The sequence below is a fragment of the Spiroplasma endosymbiont of Halictus nicosiae genome, from assembly GCF_978018445.1.
Genome location: NZ_OZ389573.1, coordinates 176,584 through 193,473 on the forward strand (window position 1 = coordinate 176,584; position 16,890 = coordinate 193,473).

Annotated in this window: 23 protein-coding genes and 2 pseudogenes; 11 read left to right on the forward strand and 14 right to left on the reverse strand. The window is 22.5% G+C overall.

What is annotated here, in order from left to right:
• Nucleotides 1–232 precede the first annotated feature (232 nt).
• From ACZ91P_RS01250 to ACZ91P_RS01265, 4 genes are all read left to right on the forward strand, one after another.
• Nucleotides 233–457 carry a hypothetical protein gene (locus ACZ91P_RS01250; protein WP_465157633.1) on the forward strand — a complete coding sequence of 75 codons (225 nt, stop codon included), beginning with the start codon at nt 233–235 and terminating at the stop codon, nt 455–457.
• A gap of 117 nt (nt 458–574) precedes the next feature.
• Nucleotides 575–1,006, forward strand: a complete 432-nt coding sequence (locus ACZ91P_RS01255) for a hypothetical protein (RefSeq protein ID WP_465157653.1) — start codon at nt 575–577, stop codon at nt 1,004–1,006.
• Nucleotides 997–1,185 (forward strand): hypothetical protein, encoded by a 189-nt coding sequence (locus tag ACZ91P_RS01260; RefSeq protein ID WP_465157654.1) that lies wholly within the window; start codon nt 997–999, stop codon nt 1,183–1,185. The genes ACZ91P_RS01255 and ACZ91P_RS01260 overlap by 10 nt, the downstream gene beginning before the upstream one ends.
• Nucleotides 1,186–1,287: 102 nt before the next feature.
• Nucleotides 1,288–1,440 (forward strand): hypothetical protein, encoded by a 153-nt coding sequence (locus ACZ91P_RS01265; protein WP_465157636.1) that lies wholly within the window; start codon nt 1,288–1,290, stop codon nt 1,438–1,440.
• Here the strand turns inward: ACZ91P_RS01265 and ACZ91P_RS01270 are convergent.
• Nucleotides 1,396–1,500, reverse strand: coding sequence for a lipoprotein (locus tag ACZ91P_RS01270; RefSeq protein WP_465157637.1), 105 nt, complete (start codon nt 1,498–1,500; stop codon nt 1,396–1,398). The two genes, ACZ91P_RS01265 and ACZ91P_RS01270, sit on opposite strands and share 45 nt — an antisense overlap.
• Before the next feature lie 381 nt (nt 1,501–1,881).
• Nucleotides 1,882–2,973, reverse strand: coding sequence for an Mbov_0401 family ICE element transposase-like protein (locus ACZ91P_RS01275; protein WP_465157638.1), 1,092 nt, complete (start codon nt 2,971–2,973; stop codon nt 1,882–1,884).
• 71 nt (nt 2,974–3,044) lie between these two features.
• Here ACZ91P_RS01275 and ACZ91P_RS01280 point away from each other — a divergent pair, with 71 nt between their 5' ends.
• The 3 genes from ACZ91P_RS01280 (at nt 3,045) to ACZ91P_RS01290 (ending at nt 4,281) form a co-directional block, all read left to right on the forward strand.
• The gene (locus ACZ91P_RS01280) at nt 3,045–3,434 is read left to right on the forward strand and encodes a lipoprotein (RefSeq protein WP_465157655.1); all 390 of its coding nucleotides are present in this window, start codon (nt 3,045–3,047) and stop codon (nt 3,432–3,434) included.
• A 135-nt stretch (nt 3,435–3,569) separates the two neighbouring features.
• Nucleotides 3,570–3,767 carry a hypothetical protein gene (locus tag ACZ91P_RS01285; RefSeq protein WP_465157640.1) on the forward strand — a complete coding sequence of 66 codons (198 nt, stop codon included), beginning with the start codon at nt 3,570–3,572 and terminating at the stop codon, nt 3,765–3,767.
• A gap of 97 nt (nt 3,768–3,864) precedes the next feature.
• Nucleotides 3,865–4,281, forward strand: coding sequence for a lipoprotein (locus ACZ91P_RS01290; RefSeq protein ID WP_465157656.1), 417 nt, complete (start codon nt 3,865–3,867; stop codon nt 4,279–4,281).
• 25 nt (nt 4,282–4,306) lie between these two features.
• Here the strand turns inward: ACZ91P_RS01290 and ACZ91P_RS01295 are convergent.
• The 10 genes and pseudogenes from ACZ91P_RS01295 to ACZ91P_RS01340 all read right to left on the reverse strand — a co-directional run bounded on the left by ACZ91P_RS01295 (nt 4,307) and on the right by ACZ91P_RS01340 (nt 10,778).
• A pseudogene (locus tag ACZ91P_RS01295) lies at nt 4,307–6,618 on the reverse strand (spiroplasma phage ORF1-like family protein).
• A complete protein-coding gene (locus ACZ91P_RS01300) occupies nt 6,611–6,919 on the reverse strand; it encodes a hypothetical protein (protein ID WP_465157642.1) in 309 nt (102 codons plus the stop codon). The pseudogene ACZ91P_RS01295 and the gene ACZ91P_RS01300 overlap by 8 nt, the downstream one beginning before the upstream one ends.
• 11 nt (nt 6,920–6,930) lie before the next feature.
• Nucleotides 6,931–7,167, reverse strand: coding sequence for a hypothetical protein (locus ACZ91P_RS01305; protein ID WP_465157643.1), 237 nt, complete (start codon nt 7,165–7,167; stop codon nt 6,931–6,933).
• An 18-nt stretch (nt 7,168–7,185) separates the two neighbouring features.
• A pseudogene (locus ACZ91P_RS01310) lies at nt 7,186–7,613 on the reverse strand (hypothetical protein).
• Nucleotides 7,606–8,283, reverse strand: coding sequence for a hypothetical protein (locus ACZ91P_RS01315; RefSeq protein ID WP_465157657.1), 678 nt, complete (start codon nt 8,281–8,283; stop codon nt 7,606–7,608). The pseudogene ACZ91P_RS01310 and the gene ACZ91P_RS01315 overlap by 8 nt, the downstream one beginning before the upstream one ends.
• Before the next feature lie 50 nt (nt 8,284–8,333).
• On the reverse strand, nt 8,334–8,537 hold the full coding sequence (locus ACZ91P_RS01320; protein ID WP_465157645.1) for a DUF2649 family protein: 204 nt from the start codon (nt 8,535–8,537) through the stop codon (nt 8,334–8,336).
• Between the two features lie 192 nt (nt 8,538–8,729).
• Nucleotides 8,730–9,125 (reverse strand): DUF3627 domain-containing protein, encoded by a 396-nt coding sequence (locus ACZ91P_RS01325; RefSeq protein WP_465157646.1) that lies wholly within the window; start codon nt 9,123–9,125, stop codon nt 8,730–8,732.
• Nucleotides 9,126–9,541: 416 nt separating this feature from the next.
• Nucleotides 9,542–9,760: a hypothetical protein gene (locus ACZ91P_RS01330; RefSeq protein ID WP_465157647.1), complete on the reverse strand. Its 219-nt coding sequence runs from the start codon at nt 9,758–9,760 to the stop codon at nt 9,542–9,544.
• Nucleotides 9,693–9,908, reverse strand: a complete 216-nt coding sequence (locus ACZ91P_RS01335; protein ID WP_465157648.1) for a hypothetical protein — start codon at nt 9,906–9,908, stop codon at nt 9,693–9,695. Before ACZ91P_RS01335 ends, ACZ91P_RS01330 begins: the two co-directional genes overlap by 68 nt.
• Before the next feature lie 381 nt (nt 9,909–10,289).
• Nucleotides 10,290–10,778, reverse strand: coding sequence for a hypothetical protein (locus ACZ91P_RS01340; protein ID WP_465157658.1), 489 nt, complete (start codon nt 10,776–10,778; stop codon nt 10,290–10,292).
• Between the two features lie 481 nt (nt 10,779–11,259).
• Between ACZ91P_RS01340 and ACZ91P_RS01345 the strand changes: the two genes are divergently transcribed.
• From ACZ91P_RS01345 to ACZ91P_RS01360, 4 genes are all read left to right on the forward strand, one after another.
• A complete protein-coding gene (locus ACZ91P_RS01345; protein ID WP_465157659.1) occupies nt 11,260–11,637 on the forward strand; it encodes a hypothetical protein in 378 nt (125 codons plus the stop codon).
• 86 nt (nt 11,638–11,723) lie between these two features.
• Entirely contained in the window at nt 11,724–12,158 is a 435-nt protein-coding gene (locus ACZ91P_RS01350) for a hypothetical protein (RefSeq protein ID WP_465157660.1), read from the forward strand.
• Nucleotides 12,152–12,814: a hypothetical protein gene (locus ACZ91P_RS01355; protein ID WP_465157661.1), complete on the forward strand. Its 663-nt coding sequence runs from the start codon at nt 12,152–12,154 to the stop codon at nt 12,812–12,814. Before ACZ91P_RS01350 ends, ACZ91P_RS01355 begins: the two co-directional genes overlap by 7 nt.
• Before the next feature lie 159 nt (nt 12,815–12,973).
• Nucleotides 12,974–14,035 (forward strand): hypothetical protein, encoded by a 1,062-nt coding sequence (locus ACZ91P_RS01360; protein ID WP_465157662.1) that lies wholly within the window; start codon nt 12,974–12,976, stop codon nt 14,033–14,035.
• Nucleotides 14,036–14,059: 24 nt separating this feature from the next.
• Here the strand turns inward: ACZ91P_RS01360 and ACZ91P_RS01365 are convergent, their stop codons facing one another.
• Together ACZ91P_RS01365 and ACZ91P_RS01370 are read right to left on the reverse strand one after the other, a co-directional pair.
• Entirely contained in the window at nt 14,060–16,459 is a 2,400-nt protein-coding gene (locus tag ACZ91P_RS01365) for a hypothetical protein (RefSeq protein WP_465157663.1), read from the reverse strand.
• Nucleotides 16,453–16,887 (reverse strand): hypothetical protein, encoded by a 435-nt coding sequence (locus tag ACZ91P_RS01370; protein WP_465157660.1) that lies wholly within the window; start codon nt 16,885–16,887, stop codon nt 16,453–16,455. Before ACZ91P_RS01370 ends, ACZ91P_RS01365 begins: the two co-directional genes overlap by 7 nt.
• Nucleotides 16,888–16,890 lie beyond the last annotated feature (3 nt).

The following is a 16,890-nucleotide window of genomic DNA, read 5'->3' on the forward strand; positions in this document are numbered from 1 at the left end:
TAAATTATTGACATTAAATTTACTGATGATAAGATAATATTGTAAATCTAAAAAGGCAGAATTTTCCTACTCTTAACCTGTTTTAGAAAATTACAAAAATATAGACTTGCAAAAGTCTTTTTTATGTAAAATATAGATAATAAAAAAAGAACTTATGAGAGTTCTTTTATACATTAATACAGTTTTTTACTCTTTTATTTAATCATATTGTTTAAATAATAGCAATTTTAATATGCAAAAAGGAGTAAAAAATGGCCAAAAAATGCCAAATTGTAAAAAGGTATTAGCAAGATTTAAAAAAGATAAAAATGGTGATTTAGTAAGAAAAATGCAAGGTAATTGACCAGTGCAATTATGTATTAGTCATTTTAAAGAGTTTCAAATTAAAATAAATGAAACTATTTTATATATGAAACAAAAAAAGAGTATAAAGATATGATTAACACAATGATTGTAAAAAAGAATTAAATTATGGTATGATATTTTTATAAGGTTAATCTTCCTTTTAAAAAAGAGTCTTACCTATAATTTGTTAAAAGTGTTAATCCTACACTCAAATAAGGAGCGAAAAATAATGGCAAATTTAGAAAAAATTAAAGAAATTTTAGAAATTGATGATGAAAAAGCGAAAGCAGTTGATGAATTATTATCTGCTCAGGCTAAACAAATTCGTGAATCAATTAAAAATCGTGAAGATGTAGTTAATAAAACAGATTTTGAAATTGTTAATACTCAATTACAAGAATTAAAAAATAAAAGTGATTTATTAGAAAATGAATTATATTTAAAAAATTTTACAGATAAAGATAAAAAAATTATTTCTTCGTTAATTAATAATGATGAATATAAAGATTTATCTAAACAAGAAAGAATAAACAAAATAGCAGAAGAATATAATATTAATTCAGAAGAAATTAAATCTAATCGTTTAGAAGAAATTAAGAAAAATGGTGCTAAAACTGACCAAGATATTATTGATTATGCTAAAAGTTTAACATGACAATAATGTTATCATTTAAATATGATGTTCCTACATTTGATGTTGTTCGTTTTATGGAATCACTAGTTAAAGTACGAACTACTACAATTGGAGAGTGAATGAGAACAATTACTCGTAATTGATATTCAAATATAAATGCAATTTATTTACAAGGTGTTGTAGATTCATGTATTGCAACAGGTTAATTTATTAAATTACCTATTCCAAAAGATACTGATACAGCACAAGAAGCATTTTATAAAATTAATGATATTTCAATTAATTTAGTATAAAAAGTAAATGCTTTAATGTTTGGTACTAAAAAAGACGATTTAATGGTACATGTTGCAATGCCAGCATTTGCTCAATTTACAAAAGCATATACTAAAATTTTAGACCAAATAGGAGCAGATACATTAGCAACTGGTCAATTGTGGAAAAAAATGATTGTAAGCAATTAAACTTGTTGTACTTGTTGCTACTAATGAAATTGTTCCTATTATACTTAATAATTTTTTCATTCCAATTAACCCTCTTTCTATTAATTTCTTACATTATATATACAAGGTTAAGTTAGTTAGAATTATTATCTTTATCACTTTTGTTGTGACTTATATAAAAATTAATAAGATATTCGATTCGTTGTGAATAAGTAAAGTCATTAAATTCATTTCAAACTTTTTCTTGGTTTTCATTTAAGTAAATATTAACATTACGAATTAATTTAGAATAATATTTGGGAGTGTTGCATATAAACGAGTATTACTTAATTTATTTAAAAACAAGAAACTTTTTTCTTTTATAAAAAAATAATAACATAAAAAAATAAAAATACAAAAAAATAATTTCATATTTTAAAATACTAAAAAATAGTTTAAAAACTAAAATTAAATTATTTTAAATTAACTAAAATTAAATCTCATAATTTTTAAATCCAAAATATTTTTAAATGTTGAAAATAAAAATGTTTTATTCCCATATCCCAAACAAGATTTTGCAACTCTTGAAACATCACTTTCAGCAGATACGCCAATATTTCACTTTTTATTTTGATTTAAAATACAATTTTTTAAATTAATAAAATATCTTAATTTAATTCTTTCATTCTGTAATGATTTTAAAAAAGTTATAAATTCGTTGTATTTTCCTTGTAAAAATAATTCCTTTGCGTGTAAATAATTTTTAAAGGATTCTTTACTACGATTACCACAATATATATTATTCTTTAATTCTCTTATTGCATGAAATCTATCAAATATAAACATACCATCTAAAATTTTAGCAGTTTTTTTAATTCATTTAGCATTATCCCCACAAATAATTAATTTATTATTTTCATAATTTTTAAAAAATTTTTGAATTTGTTTTTTAATAAATAAAGCATTAAATTCTGCTCCTCGAGTTTTCTTATTAAGAAAAAAATAACAATATTTTTTATTTAAAGATTTATTATTTTCTTTTCCAGTATTAAATGAAATTATTCTAACAGTTTGCAAATAAGATTTATTATTTTTATTTTTTAAAATTACACGTGCATCATCCAAATTGATATATAAATTTTTTCAATTTTTTAAATCTATTTTTTTATCTTTTCTTTTTATTAATGCTTTTCGTAAAATACGCGAAACAGATGAAAAATGCAATTTACAATTAAAGATATCTAATATATCACTATATCTTTTATTTTTTACTATTTCAGCAATTATTTTTAATTTTAAATCATTAATTATTCTTTGTCATTTTTCAACTCCAAATTGTTTATCAACAATAGGAACATATTTTAACTTACCCTTATAAAGATATTTGTAAATTCTTCTCTTATAAATTAATATTCCAAATTCTGTTTTAATTTTTCTAGTTTTTATTTCTTTTACAAAATATTTTATTTTATCTCGTTTTTTAAAAATTATATTATCAATTCTTTCTATCTTTTCTTTTAACTGATTTAAAGCATTTTCATAAATATTTGCACTAAATTTATTAAAATTAAACATTTTATTATTTCCTTTCGTTAATGTATGTATAATTAAAGTGGTTATAACATTTTACAGAAAGGAATAAATATATGAAAAAGTTATTAAGTATTTTAGGAGCAATTGAATTAACAGCAACAAGTACAATATCATTAATTAGTTGTCAAAAACCAAATAATAGTGAAAACGGTGAGGATAATAAATTAGAACCACAAAAACCAAGTTCAGGGGGTTATGAATCAATAAATAAAAAAACAAATTTATATAATGTTTTAATAAATACATATTTAGGAGAATTGCAGAATAATCAAACAGAAACTATTTTAAATAAAATATTAAAATTAAATAGTAATGTTGAAAAAAATAGTATAGAAATAGGAACTGTTATTGATAATTGAGCTTCAATAATTCCAACTTCAAATTCAAAATATGAAGGTGCTGTTATGATTAATTTTATATTAAATAAAAATAATTATAGTTAATATAATGCAATAAATAAATATAACGCTCTTTCAAAAGAAGAAAAACAACAAAAATTAAATGAAATCAATCAAAATTATCAATCATTACCCAAAAATGAACAAAAAGCATTTAAAGATAAATTAAGAGATGTTGGTTTGGGGCTTACTTCTATCGGAATTTCTGGTATGGGAATTTTAGGAATTTCAAAAATGACCGGAATATCACCAATGAAAAGTTTATCAACAACTGCTAATTATATTAATAATAGTTTATCTTCTACTCGCGTTTCTGTTCCAACCGGAACAGGAGAAGCTCTGGAAATGACTCCACTTTATTCTTTACAATCATTTTAAAGAAATAAATAATCATTTTTTATCTAATCCTAACCATGGTTGAAAAATTGTTACAAATACAATTGGCAGTTATTTTATAATTGAGGAGGAATAAAAAATGAAAAAATGACTTAGCATTTTAGGAACAATAGGATTAACAGCAACAAGTACAATATCATTAATTAGTTGTCAAAAACCAAATAATAGTGAAAACGGTGAGGATAATAAATCTGAACCTACAACAGAACCACAACAACCGCCAGTTAAAAGTAATTGAAAATTAATTACTGATAAATATATTCCACGAGATACTGGATGATACATTATTTCTTATAAATGATTTGGAGAATTTAATATTATTAAAGTAAATAGTTTAGAAAAATACGGAAATGACATTAATAAGATTATAGGTAGTTCATTTAATAATTATGAAAATATTAATATTTATAAGTGAAATTTAGATAATGAACCTATGGGCTTTCAATTACCTAAAATTAACATAAACACTGGTGAAATTACTGATTGAAAAGATTAAAAAAGAACTTAAAAATAGTTCCTTTTTATATTAATCACACAAATTTAATAAAAATAATTAATAAGAATAAATTAGTTATTGTATTATATAATGCAGGACTAAATTTTCATACTTCGAATGTTTGACTGAAAAAACTATATATTGTTTGAAAAATTTTACCAACACCACTCGCTAGTTCGTTTACTTGTTTTATACCAGGAATATTATTCACAATTCAAATTGCCGCATTTCTGATATGACATGCTAAATTATATCAACTACAACTTTCATATTGTGCTTGTCATCATTGACTATCGGGAAATAATCCACCATTATTTATTTCTTGTCAGTTATAAATACCAAAATTAAAGTCATAATATCAATAAATATCATTTTCTTTTTGTGCTTGTAATTCAAAGACATTATATCCGATTTTTTGTTCTTCCATTTTCTTATATTTTAAACCATACTTGTTTTTTAAAATGCTTTCAAAAACATAACCCTCATTTTGATTAATATTATAATCATTTGAGACTGAAAAATCATAATTAAATACATCTACATAATTTGTATTATAAAACCGATTTTTATAAGCAGAATACATCTTAAAATCTAATAATTTATATTTATCAGAAAAATAAAAATATCGTGGATAAATTTTAAAACCATTATTGGCTAACAAACCATATTTTTTGTTATATCCTTGTGTATAAGTATTATTATTTAAATCAAAAATTGTTCGTAAATAATCCTTATAAAAATTTTTAGATATAACAAACATACTATTTAATAATTCTTTAAATTTATCATAAGAAACTAAAAACTTTTTCTTTTGTTCTTCAAATTCTTTTTTCTCTTTTTCGGTTTTTAAAACTTTTTTATTATTTTCAAATTTATAAATATAGTTATTGTAGTCATCAAAATATTTTATTGATTTTCCATTTTGATCTAAAATAACATCTTTAAAATTTTCTAATTTTAAACCAAAAAAATTAATTAAAACCGTATCATATTGTAAATTATCAATATATCCACTTTCAATAAAATTACTACGATTTTGAAATACTGGAACTAAAGCATGAGAAAAAAATTCTTTTAAAAATTTATTAATATCAATTTGACCTTTCATCTGTTCAAAAATCTCTTTACCAGTATTAGGAGTATTACCCTGATAATAACTATATGTTTCAGCACTAAAATTAAAGATATTTTCTTTATCTTTCATAAATGTAAACAGAAAACCTAAATCATCAGTATACCGATAATCATTATAATTAGTACCATTTCAATATTGCTTTTGATGGGTTAATTCTAAACTACCAGCAATAATATTATCTTTATCAATTGTTAAAATGATCCGATAAATTGATTTTTTAGTTAAAATATTACCTTTAACAGATTTTTCCATATTATCAACAATTTCAAAATCAAAAATTATTCGTTGTGTTCCAACACTAGAAATTTCATAGTTAGGACTGCCCCCTTGCTGAACCCTAATATTTTCTTGGATAATAACATCTAAATAATTATTTAAAAAATCTTTAACTTTATTCTGATTTTCAACACTTCAATCTTTAATTTCACCAGTGTTTATGTTAATTTTAGGTAATTGAAAGCCCATAGGTTCATTATCTAAATTTCACTTATAAATATTAATATTTTCATAATTATTAAATGAACTACCTATAATCTTATTAATATTATTTCCGTATTTTTCTAAACTATTTACTTTAATAATATTAAATTCTCCAAATCATTTATAAGAAATAATGTATCATCCAGTATCTCGTGGAATATATTTATCAGTAATTAATTTTCAATTATCTACAATTAAATTAACTGATTGTAAATCATTGATATTTATTTTTAATTTATTTAACATTTGTCTTAAATTATATTTAATTGTAAAAGAATAAACAAAATTTGTTAATTCTTTTAAAAATTGTTTTTTATCAACATCATAGAACTTATCAATATTATACTGTTTAGAATAAGTATTTCAATTTTTATATAAATCCATAAATTTATCACTAGGTTTATCGTAAGAAACACCAGTTGAATAACTATCCTTTAAAAAATCTAAATATCATTTATGGTTATAAGTTAATGATTTTGATGTTTTTAAAGTAGGATTAATAAAATAATTGGTATCACTTCAATTTTCAAAAAAGTACTGCGTAAAAACATCGTATTAATAAAATCAGTTTCATTAATGCCCGTTTCTAAAATCCGCTTTATTCTTGCTTTTTCTTCTGTTTGTTGTGATTGATGGTTTTGTTGTAATGTCATTGCCCCTAACGAGAAAAAAGAAATCAATAAAATTGGTACAAAAGAAAATAATACTAAAAACTTACGCATTATTATCTACCAACTTATTTTTACGATTTTCTTTTATTAATTTAATAATTTCATTAAATAAATAACCATAAAAATAATGAATTATTAAGATATATCACAATATATCAAATCATAAACCATAAAATATATAACCATTTATACCACTATATTTTTCTTTTAATTCTTCAATCGTTGAAACTGTATCTAATATACATACAAGCGTTAACGAAAAACTTATAATAAGATATAAAATTAAATCAACCCAAGAAATAAACAAACCATTTTGTTTCTTTTCTTTTTTATTTTCTACATTACTTTTCATAAATTCAACTCCTAACTATACAATGTTTTTGAAATAATAAAACCAATAATATATAAACTTGATATTGTTAACATTAACGGATGACTAAATAAAATCGCCATTTTACCAAAAATAGATAACAACCAAGTATCAGAATTATATAAATCCATAATAATATTTTTTGCTGATGTCAACTGATTAATAATAATTGTAATAAAACCAGTACCAAATATAGTAATTGCCGCTACTAATAAAACTAACTTAATCATATAAAATCAACTCCTTACTTATTTTTTTATTCTTTTAGTGCTATGAATTCTTTTAAATCCTTGTTCTCTTGTTTTTGCTTGTTTTGCTAAACTTGATAATTGTTGTTTATTGCGACTAACTTTAAATTGTTTTCGTTCTTTAATATGTTTTTGTAAACCTTGTTTAGTATTAGAAACACCCCGAACAGTAGCGCCGTATAGTTTAGAATTATTGATAACACCACTTTTAACCATTAAACCTAAATTGTTATAATTAGTTGATGTTCCGTGAATTGCATAAATAGATAATTTAATAACCATAAAAAAGATTAAAAAATAAGAAATTGTTATATTTGTCATTGGTAATTTAGTATTTCAAATCACATCAAAAAAAAAGTATCAAAAATAAAACTAAAAATCTTATTTCAATTATCGTTATTAACGCTTTCACTTAATAAATTACTCATTTTTTATTTTTCCTTTTCCTTTTTTTGCTTTTAAATTTTCTTTCAAAATATCAATATCAAACAATTCTAAGCGTTGTTTATTATTTAATTTTGATATATCTTTTCAAAAGTATTCTTTTTTATTAATAACTTCATCATTTTTTAAATAACGGACAAATGATAATCAATGACTATCATATTTATTGGCAAATTCAAGCGAAATAATTATCTTAAAAAACCGAATTCCTAATCCAAAATCCGACTTATGTTTTGCTTTTTTACCTTCTGCTATTCGTTCTACTGATTTTGTTTTTCAAATTTCATAATCTGTAATATCTTGAAAAATACCAATTCGCATAACAAAACTACGATTAAAAATATTATCTAATTTTAACTTAACGGGTTTTTTCAATAAAATAGGAATAATATTATTCGTTAAAAGTTTCATAACTTGTGATAGAAAAGTTAAAAGCAATGTTTTACCAGTTCCTAATTTTCCAATAATTACGGATAATGGATTATCTCAAATAAAGTAAACTAAACGAAAGACATTTAACTGATAAAAAACATTTTTTCAAACTCACCAAATAAAATATACACATTGTAAAAGAAATAATAATCAAAATACTAAACCAGTAAAATTTAAAGAAATTATTCAAAGTAATAAATCAATTAAACTAAACAAAATCATTGAACCGCTAATATAACAATAATTTTTTTAAAAAAATACAAACTTTTTCATTATTTAAAATACCCAACTATTTTAAAAATCATTCAGAATAAAAACCAAGTTAAAAACAAAATTACAATTCAAACACCAATCATCAAAGTTAAATATTCATTTTGTGTTAAATTCCACATTGTAATACTTTCAACATTTGTTTTATTTATAAATAAAAAGACATGAATAAAAAACTCTTTTAATTTTTCTCAATCATTTTGCATCTTTAAAAACTCCACATTTTCTGAATAAGTTTAAAAAACATTCCAAAAAATAAAATGATAAATAACACAAACGATATAACATATAAAAACTCAGGTGCATTTGAACCAATTATATAACTAACAAATTGAACTCAATAATTATATAAACTCATTATCTAATTTTTCCAAATCGCGAATTAATTGTTCTACTTTTTAGTCATTTCAATTTATTAAATTATTGCTGTTATTTGTTTTTACTTTTTTAGGTTCATTTTGAAATAATGCTTTATGCATAAGCGTAAAATAGTTATGTTTATATTGACTATACAAATCAATTATTTCTGTTCCAGTTAAAAATTTTCAATCGTGTTGTTTTAAATTTTCATCATATTTTACAATACGATAAGAATTATCATAAATTAAACTGATTGCTACTTGCTCAGAATGTTTTTGAGTCGAATAAATAAATTTATTACTCAATCAAAAACCAATATGGCGATTATGATTAGGTAAATTTATAAAACTTTCTTTATCTGTTTCAAAAGGAATAAGTTCCTTGCTAATAAAATAATTTTCTATATTTTGATTTTTCTTAACAAAACTACTCAATTTTTTCAACTCCTTTATAACAATTTAAACAATAAAATTCATCAAATCGTAATCTTTTCATATCATTAAAACAAGTTTTACATTTATATTCAAAATAATTAATCATTACTTATCATCTCCTAACTAAATGTTTGTTTAATAAACAATGTTATATTTAATGTTTATATATTGTTTATTTATTGATAAAAACATTGATTATTAACAATGTTATACATAATGCAAATATATTGCTTATTTAATGTTTAATAAACAATGTTATTAACAATGTTAAATATATAAAATAGTAAAAAATGGCACACTGAAAAATACTATTAAGTTTTAAAGTAATAGTTATATAAAATAAATTAATAAAAAATAAATAAACTAGTGTGCCTTAATTTTGTTTAAAATAACTTAAAATATAGTGTTATATTCTATTAAAATCCTTTAACCATATGACGGAAAAAGTTTAATATCTTAATAATAATAAATAATCCAAATGGAATTAAAATAATTCACGCATCACCTAAAAAGGTCATTAACTGCGGTAAAATACCATATACAGCATCTTTTACTTTACCCATTGCATTACCTAACCCAGTTAAAATAGAATTCATTCCAGTCCCAAAAGTAACTGCATCTGCTAAAAAATTCATTATTTTCTATCCTCCTTTTTTTCAAGTTCTTTTTTTCTTTTTTCTTACCTTGAATTTGTCTAACTTTTTGATAAATTGATAAACCAATTCACGCAAAAATACCTAACAAAATCAAAATACTAAATATTCATGTTAATCATACTGGCATGATATAACTCCTTTCAATAAATTAAAAAATTGAAATTTGCAAACTCGCTCCACTCGTTGTCGCTTTGCTCCACTTAAAAAACATTATTGAATAAATTATCCGCTAATAAATTACGCAAAATAATTTATTCTTTTACTTTTTAATTTCAATATCATTTGCAATCTTATTGACAGTATTAATAACATTATCTTTTCCATACTTTTTCACTAACGACCGCAAAATAAAATAATGTTTTGTTTGCATAATTTCAACTCCTTAAATTAAATTTTCTATACATAAAAGAAAAAACAAGATTATATCTTGTTTTTAACTAACAACCCGTATCTTTGCAACGGTCCCTAATATTTTCCTGTTTTTTGATTAAATAAATGTTTCATAATATTAACCCTTATAATTAGCAATAATAATGGCATCTCGTAAATGATTACTAATTTTGTCATTATTATATTTTCAACCTTTACTATATTGATAAGTTAAATTACTATCAATTCCCCAATAAATTTTATTTCCATAATACTTACTTTCATTTTCTATATTTTTAACAACTGATTTAGTATGGCGTGGTGAAACATTAGCAATATATCCTTGTGTTTCTAACGAACCTAATAATTTCAATAAATCATCTCTATCTTTTGAGCCATTGGCATTTGTATATAAACAATTTTCTATAAAAACTAAATATTCTAGTTTATTATTATTTGATAATATTTTCCCAAATGGTTTTTCATTTTTTAAATAATTTATAATAAATTTAGAATGTTTTTTTCAATCTTTATTTATAAACTCTTGTTTATCTAATAAGATATTATTTTCAAAAACAACAATAGCCGTAGTACCAGATCCAGAAGGGACAATACCTATTTTTATCATGCGTATACATCCTCATCATTGTTAATTGCTGGTACTACATTAGAGATATCTTCTTCTTTAACTACATTATTGTTTGTGTACGCTATTTTATCATTACATGGGGTAAATATTTATATTATTTGATAATGGTTCATGGCTCATATGCCCCTGATTTTTAACGATATTACTATGATTATCAATATAAATCTTTTCATCATTAGTTGTAATAACTGCTAATAATTTAGAAGATATTGTAAGACAAGTTAGAGGTAAAAAGATTTTATCTGATAAATTAATATTTGATTTTACAAAACAAGCTAATAATGAAACTTTATTATATACAATTGGAAAATTAGCCCCAAATGATTTTTATAAGGGTTTTAAAGTTTCTAAATTAGAAACAATTAATAATTTATTAAAAATTGAAAAAAATATTGAAAAAATAAGTCCTACATTAGTTCAAAAAATACCACGCATAAATGAAATAAATGCTAAAAAATGATTGTCTGAATATGGATTAAATATTGATAAAATAAGCAAAATTAATACTAATGAGTGATATAACATAATGACTAATCTTCATAAAAAAGGTGTTGGTAAAAACCTAATATTAAATGCTAATTTAATGCGGGGCAGTAAAATATATAATAATAAATTATTAAATATTTTGCATCAAACACGAATTAAATTAAATAAAATTTTAAATCATTTAAACCCAAATTTTTATATTCAAAAAGTAACTAAAAAATTATTAGCCCCAATACAAAAAGTAATTAATAAAATTACTGATAAAACTAAAAAAATATTGTCTAAATTTGAAACTAAGGCTATTAAAAAAGGCCAATTATTATCTTTTGCTTATGGTTCTGATGTTTTTTAGCAGTTAAAATTGTTCCATTATTAGTTGCGGGTGAAGTTGCTTTAACAATATATTATAAAAATCCTAAATATGTCCCTATTGTCGTTATGACAACTTTAATCAAAGCAGAACAGTTTGCTTTGGCTCCTGAACCGTTTAAATTCTATATGAACAGTGAGTGGTTTATTGGTTGGGGATTTAAAAAAACAAGTTTGTTTAATTTAGTTTCTTTTGCCCCACTTGCTTATCAGCAAGTAGTAAAAGATAGTTTTAAAATATATCGGACAATTGCTAAAATATTAAAAATGCAAGAACAATTTAAAAATAACTTTAATAAAGATAAATTGTTAAATACGCTAGAAGATAGTGCGGTTACTAGTTTGTTAGGTAATGGACTAGTATTTCAAGCATATAAACAACTCAGAACAAAACAAGATTTAAACAAAAAAATTAAAACAAAAACATTACTAAATAGTAAAAAATTTATATTAAAGAAAATATATTCTAAAAAAGTAAATGATAAGGAGATGATTAAATGTTAAATGAATTATGACAAAATGTTACTTTGGAAAATTATAATAATTTTATTCCAATGACAGGTAAAATTACAAAAGTTCCAGTTCGTTATAATAAGTTCTTTAAAGGTGATGTAGAATTATGATTTAAAACATTTGCTTTAAGAGCCCAAAATATGATTAATTCTTACTTAAACTATCCATTTTCAAAACTAAAGTTTGAAACATTTAAAGATCTGTTATTAAAGAAAATTTGTATTAATATAGTGTTTATTACGATTGAGCATTGAACATTTAATCGTATTCCAATTGAGTTTTTTACTTCGGCAAATATGAGTGTTGGTGATATTAATTATTCATTATTTACTGAAGACCGTGCTAGAACCTTATATATTTATAAAATTAATAATCTTGTTAAGACAAAACAAAAACCAACCTTAAACTATTCTCAAAATAGCGTTAAAATAGGTTTTATTGACAAAGATGAATATATTAAAATAACTGGTTATGAAATTAGTGATTTTAATTTTAAATTACAAATTAAACAAAATACCACAGTCCAAGATAATAGCACAAGTTACGTCATGATTGATGAAAAAGATATTTTAATTAATGATATTTCAAAACAAGACAAAGAATTTTTAGAAACATTAGACTTAAAAATAGTATCTATTAATGAATAAATTACAGAAGACAACAAAAATGAATGTTACATCATTGAAGAATACAAACGCCCTTATTCACCTGATGGTGTTGACATTATTAAATCTACGCATTTAGTTAAAATAACTGACTTTAAATGAAAAAACCAAAATAGTATTCATTTAGTATTACAAAAATCATTGCCAGAAGATACAGTATTTACTGGGATTGAGATTAAATACCCTAAATCTATGCTATTTGGTAATATTAAATGCTGAGGAAATGTTAATGGTGTTTATTCTTATCCATCATCAAATATTGAAAATGCTAGTTTAGTACCTTTGTTATCAATGCCAATTGAGACAGAACCTAATGTACGAATATTTCAGTATTGATTTACGGAAAGTTTTTTACCCTGATTTATTGCAAAAATATATGTTCAACCAAATAATATTTTAAGTTTAATAAAAAATAATGGTTTAGAAAAAGTTTTATTAAATTATTTAACTTATCGCTATAACTATGATAGAAAATTTCAAGGTGCAAAATATGATAAAAAAGGTAATCCTACTAATAAAGCAGCAGAATTACACAAAAAATTCGAAGGACAAAAACCAGAAGATGTAATTGATGGTTTATTTGAAAACTGAAAATTAGACAATCCAAGTGAATTACATAAAACATATGTAAAAAGAATTAAACAAGTTATCTATATGTTATCAAATTATACATATAGTAAATATGCCATTAATAAAGGATATAATGATGATGTTAAATTATTTTCCCCGTATTATTTTGAATTAATATCTAATCCAAGAGAGGCAGAAACTGAATATTGAGAATTTGAAAATTGCAAAGTTAAATTAAATTCATCATATTTTAATTTTAGTAGTGGCTCTACTCCACCAACATCAATAAATTATTGAAAAAAGGTCTATCCTGATGATCAACCATTTAATACAGTTGATAATAAATATTATTTTGTAGTGTGGCGTGGTGAAAAAACTGATGATTGAAGAATTATTAAATTTAAAAACTATGATTTGCAAGAAAAGATTTTAGATAGTTATAATAGATTTAAACTTAAACTAAAAATAGGTCTACATCCTTACCCAGATTTAGTTATTGATGTAAATATTTTTAATCATGAGTGATGAGAATTTAATATCAATATTTATTTTAAATCTGTTTATCGATGAAATTCATATTCACAAGAACCTAATTTAATAGTTAATAAAGGCGGTGTAATCCAAGTTAGTTAAAAAGTCATTTATTAAAATGACTTTTTATATTTCTAATGTAATAAATGATAATTTTTCATTGTTCTTATTAAATAATTTTAACTTATTAATATTAATTTGTTCTTTTTCAGTAAAAATTGTAATATCATAATTTCCATAATCCCATATCCCAGATATTTCAATTTGATTTAAAATAAATAGTTTAATATCATAAGTTATTTTAATACTATTTTCAACTAAATTTTTAGTCATACTTGTCCAAACCGCCTTAGAATAAATTAATCTATATCGTTGTGAAAAATAGTTTAAATATTCTTCTATTTTGTAGTTAGAAACAATTAAATTAGTTAAATATTTGCCATATTCTCTATCTGATAATTTAATTTCAGCAGGAATAAGAGAAGGAATGCTATTTTTTTCTAATTCATTTGTTATTGATAGTGAATTAAAATAATTTGCTTCTAATTGATAAATGAAGTTTTCTGAAATATCATTATTTTTAACATTTACTTTAATTTCATTATTTTTGTTGTTATTAATATTAACTTGTTGCTTTAAATTTCAATCTGTAATTTGTCCAGTTTTAGGTGAAATAAATGGTGTGTTTGGTTCACTATTATTATTTCATCGATAAACAGATTTAAAATAAATATTGATATTAAATTCTCATCACTCATGATTAAAAATATTTACATCAATAACTAAATCTGGGTAAGGATGTAGACCTATTTTTAGTTTAAGTTTAAATCTATTATAACTATCTAAAATCTTTTCTTGCAAATCAGAGTTTTTAAATTTAATAATTCTTCAATCATCAGTTTTTTCACCACGCCACACTACAAAATAATATTTATTATCAACTGTATTAAATGGTTGATCATCAGGATAGACCTTTTTTCAATAATTTATTGATGTTGGTGGAGTAGAGCCACTACTAAAATTAAAATATGATGAATTTAATTTAACTTTGCAATTTTCAAATTCTCAATATCCAGTTTCTGCCTCTCTTGGATTAGATATTAATTCAAAATAATACGGGGAAAATAATTTAACATCATCATTATATCCTTTATTAATGGCATATTTACTATATGTATAATTTGATAACATATAGATAACTTGTTTAATTCTTTTTACATATGTTTTATGTAATTCACTTGGATTGTCTAATTTTCAGTTTTCAAATAAACCATCAATTACATCTTCTGGTTTTTGTCCTTCGAATTTTTTGTGTAATTCTGCTGCTTTATTAGTAGGATTACCTTTTTTATCATATTTTGCACCTTGAAATTTTCTATCATAGTTATAGCGATAAGTTAAATAATTTAATAAAACTTTTTCTAAACCATTATTTTTTATTAAACTTAAAATATTATTTGGTTGAACATATATTTTTGCAATAAATCAGGGTAAAAAACTTTCCGTAAATCAATACTGAAATATTCGTACATTAGGTTCTGTCTCAATTGGCATTGATAACAAAGGTACTAAACTAGCATTTTCAATATTTGATGATGGATAAGAATAAACACCATTAACATTTCCTCAGCATTTAATATTACCAAATAGCATAGATTTAGGGTATTTAATCTCAATCCCAGTAAATACTGTATCTTCTGGCAATGATTTTTGTAATACTAAATGAATACTATTTTGGTTTTTTCATTTAAAGTCAGTTATTTTAACTAAATGCGTAGATTTAATAATGTCAACACCATCAGGTGAATAAGGGCGTTTGTATTCTTCAATGATGTAACATTCATTTTTGTTATCTTCTGTAATTTGTTCATTAATAGATACTATTTTTAAGTCTAATGTTTCTAAAAATTCTTTGTCTTGTTTTGAAATATCATTAATTAAAATATCTTTTTCATCAATCATGACGTAACTTGTGCTATTATCTTGGACTGTGGTATTTTGTTGAATTTGTAATTTAAAGTTAAAATCACTAATTTCATAACTAGTTATTTTAATATATTCATCTTTGTCAATAAAACCTATTTTAACGCTATTTTGAGAATAGTTTAAGGTTGGTTTTTGTTTTGTCTTAACAAGATTATTAATTTTATAAATATATAAGGTTCTAGCACGGTCTTCAGTAAATAATGAATAATTAATATCACCAACACTCATATTTGCCGAAGTAAAAAACTCAATTGGAATACGATTAAATGTTCAATGCTCAATCGTAATAAACACTATATTAATACAAATTTTCTTTAATAACAGATCTTTAAATGTTTCAAACTTTAGTTTTGAAAATGGATAGTTTAAGTAAGAATTAATCATATTTTGGGCTCTTAAAGCAAATGTTTTAAATCATAATTCTACATCACCTTTAAAGAACTTATTATAACGAACTGGAACTTTTGTAATTTTACCTGTCATTGGAATAAAATTATTATAATTTTCCAAAGTAACATTTTGTCATAATTCATTTAACATTTAATCATCTCCTTATCATTTACTTTTTTAGAATATATTTTCTTTAATATAAATTTTTTACTATTTAGTAATGTTTTTGTTTTAATTTTTTTGTTTAAATCTTGTTTTGTTCTGAGTTGTTTATATGCTTGAAATACTAGTCCATTACCTAACAAACTAGTAACCGCACTATCTTCTAGCGTATTTAACAATTTATCTTTATTAAAGTTATTTTTAAATTGTTCTTGCATTTTTAATATTTTAGCAATTGTCCGATATATTTTAAAACTATCTTTTACTACTTGCTGATAAGCAAGTGGGGCAAAAGAAACTAAATTAAACAAACTTGTTTTTTTAAATCCCCAACCAATAAACCACTCACTGTTCATATAGAATTTAAACGGTTCAGGAGCCAAAGCAAACTGTTCTGCTTTGATTAAAGTTGTCATAAC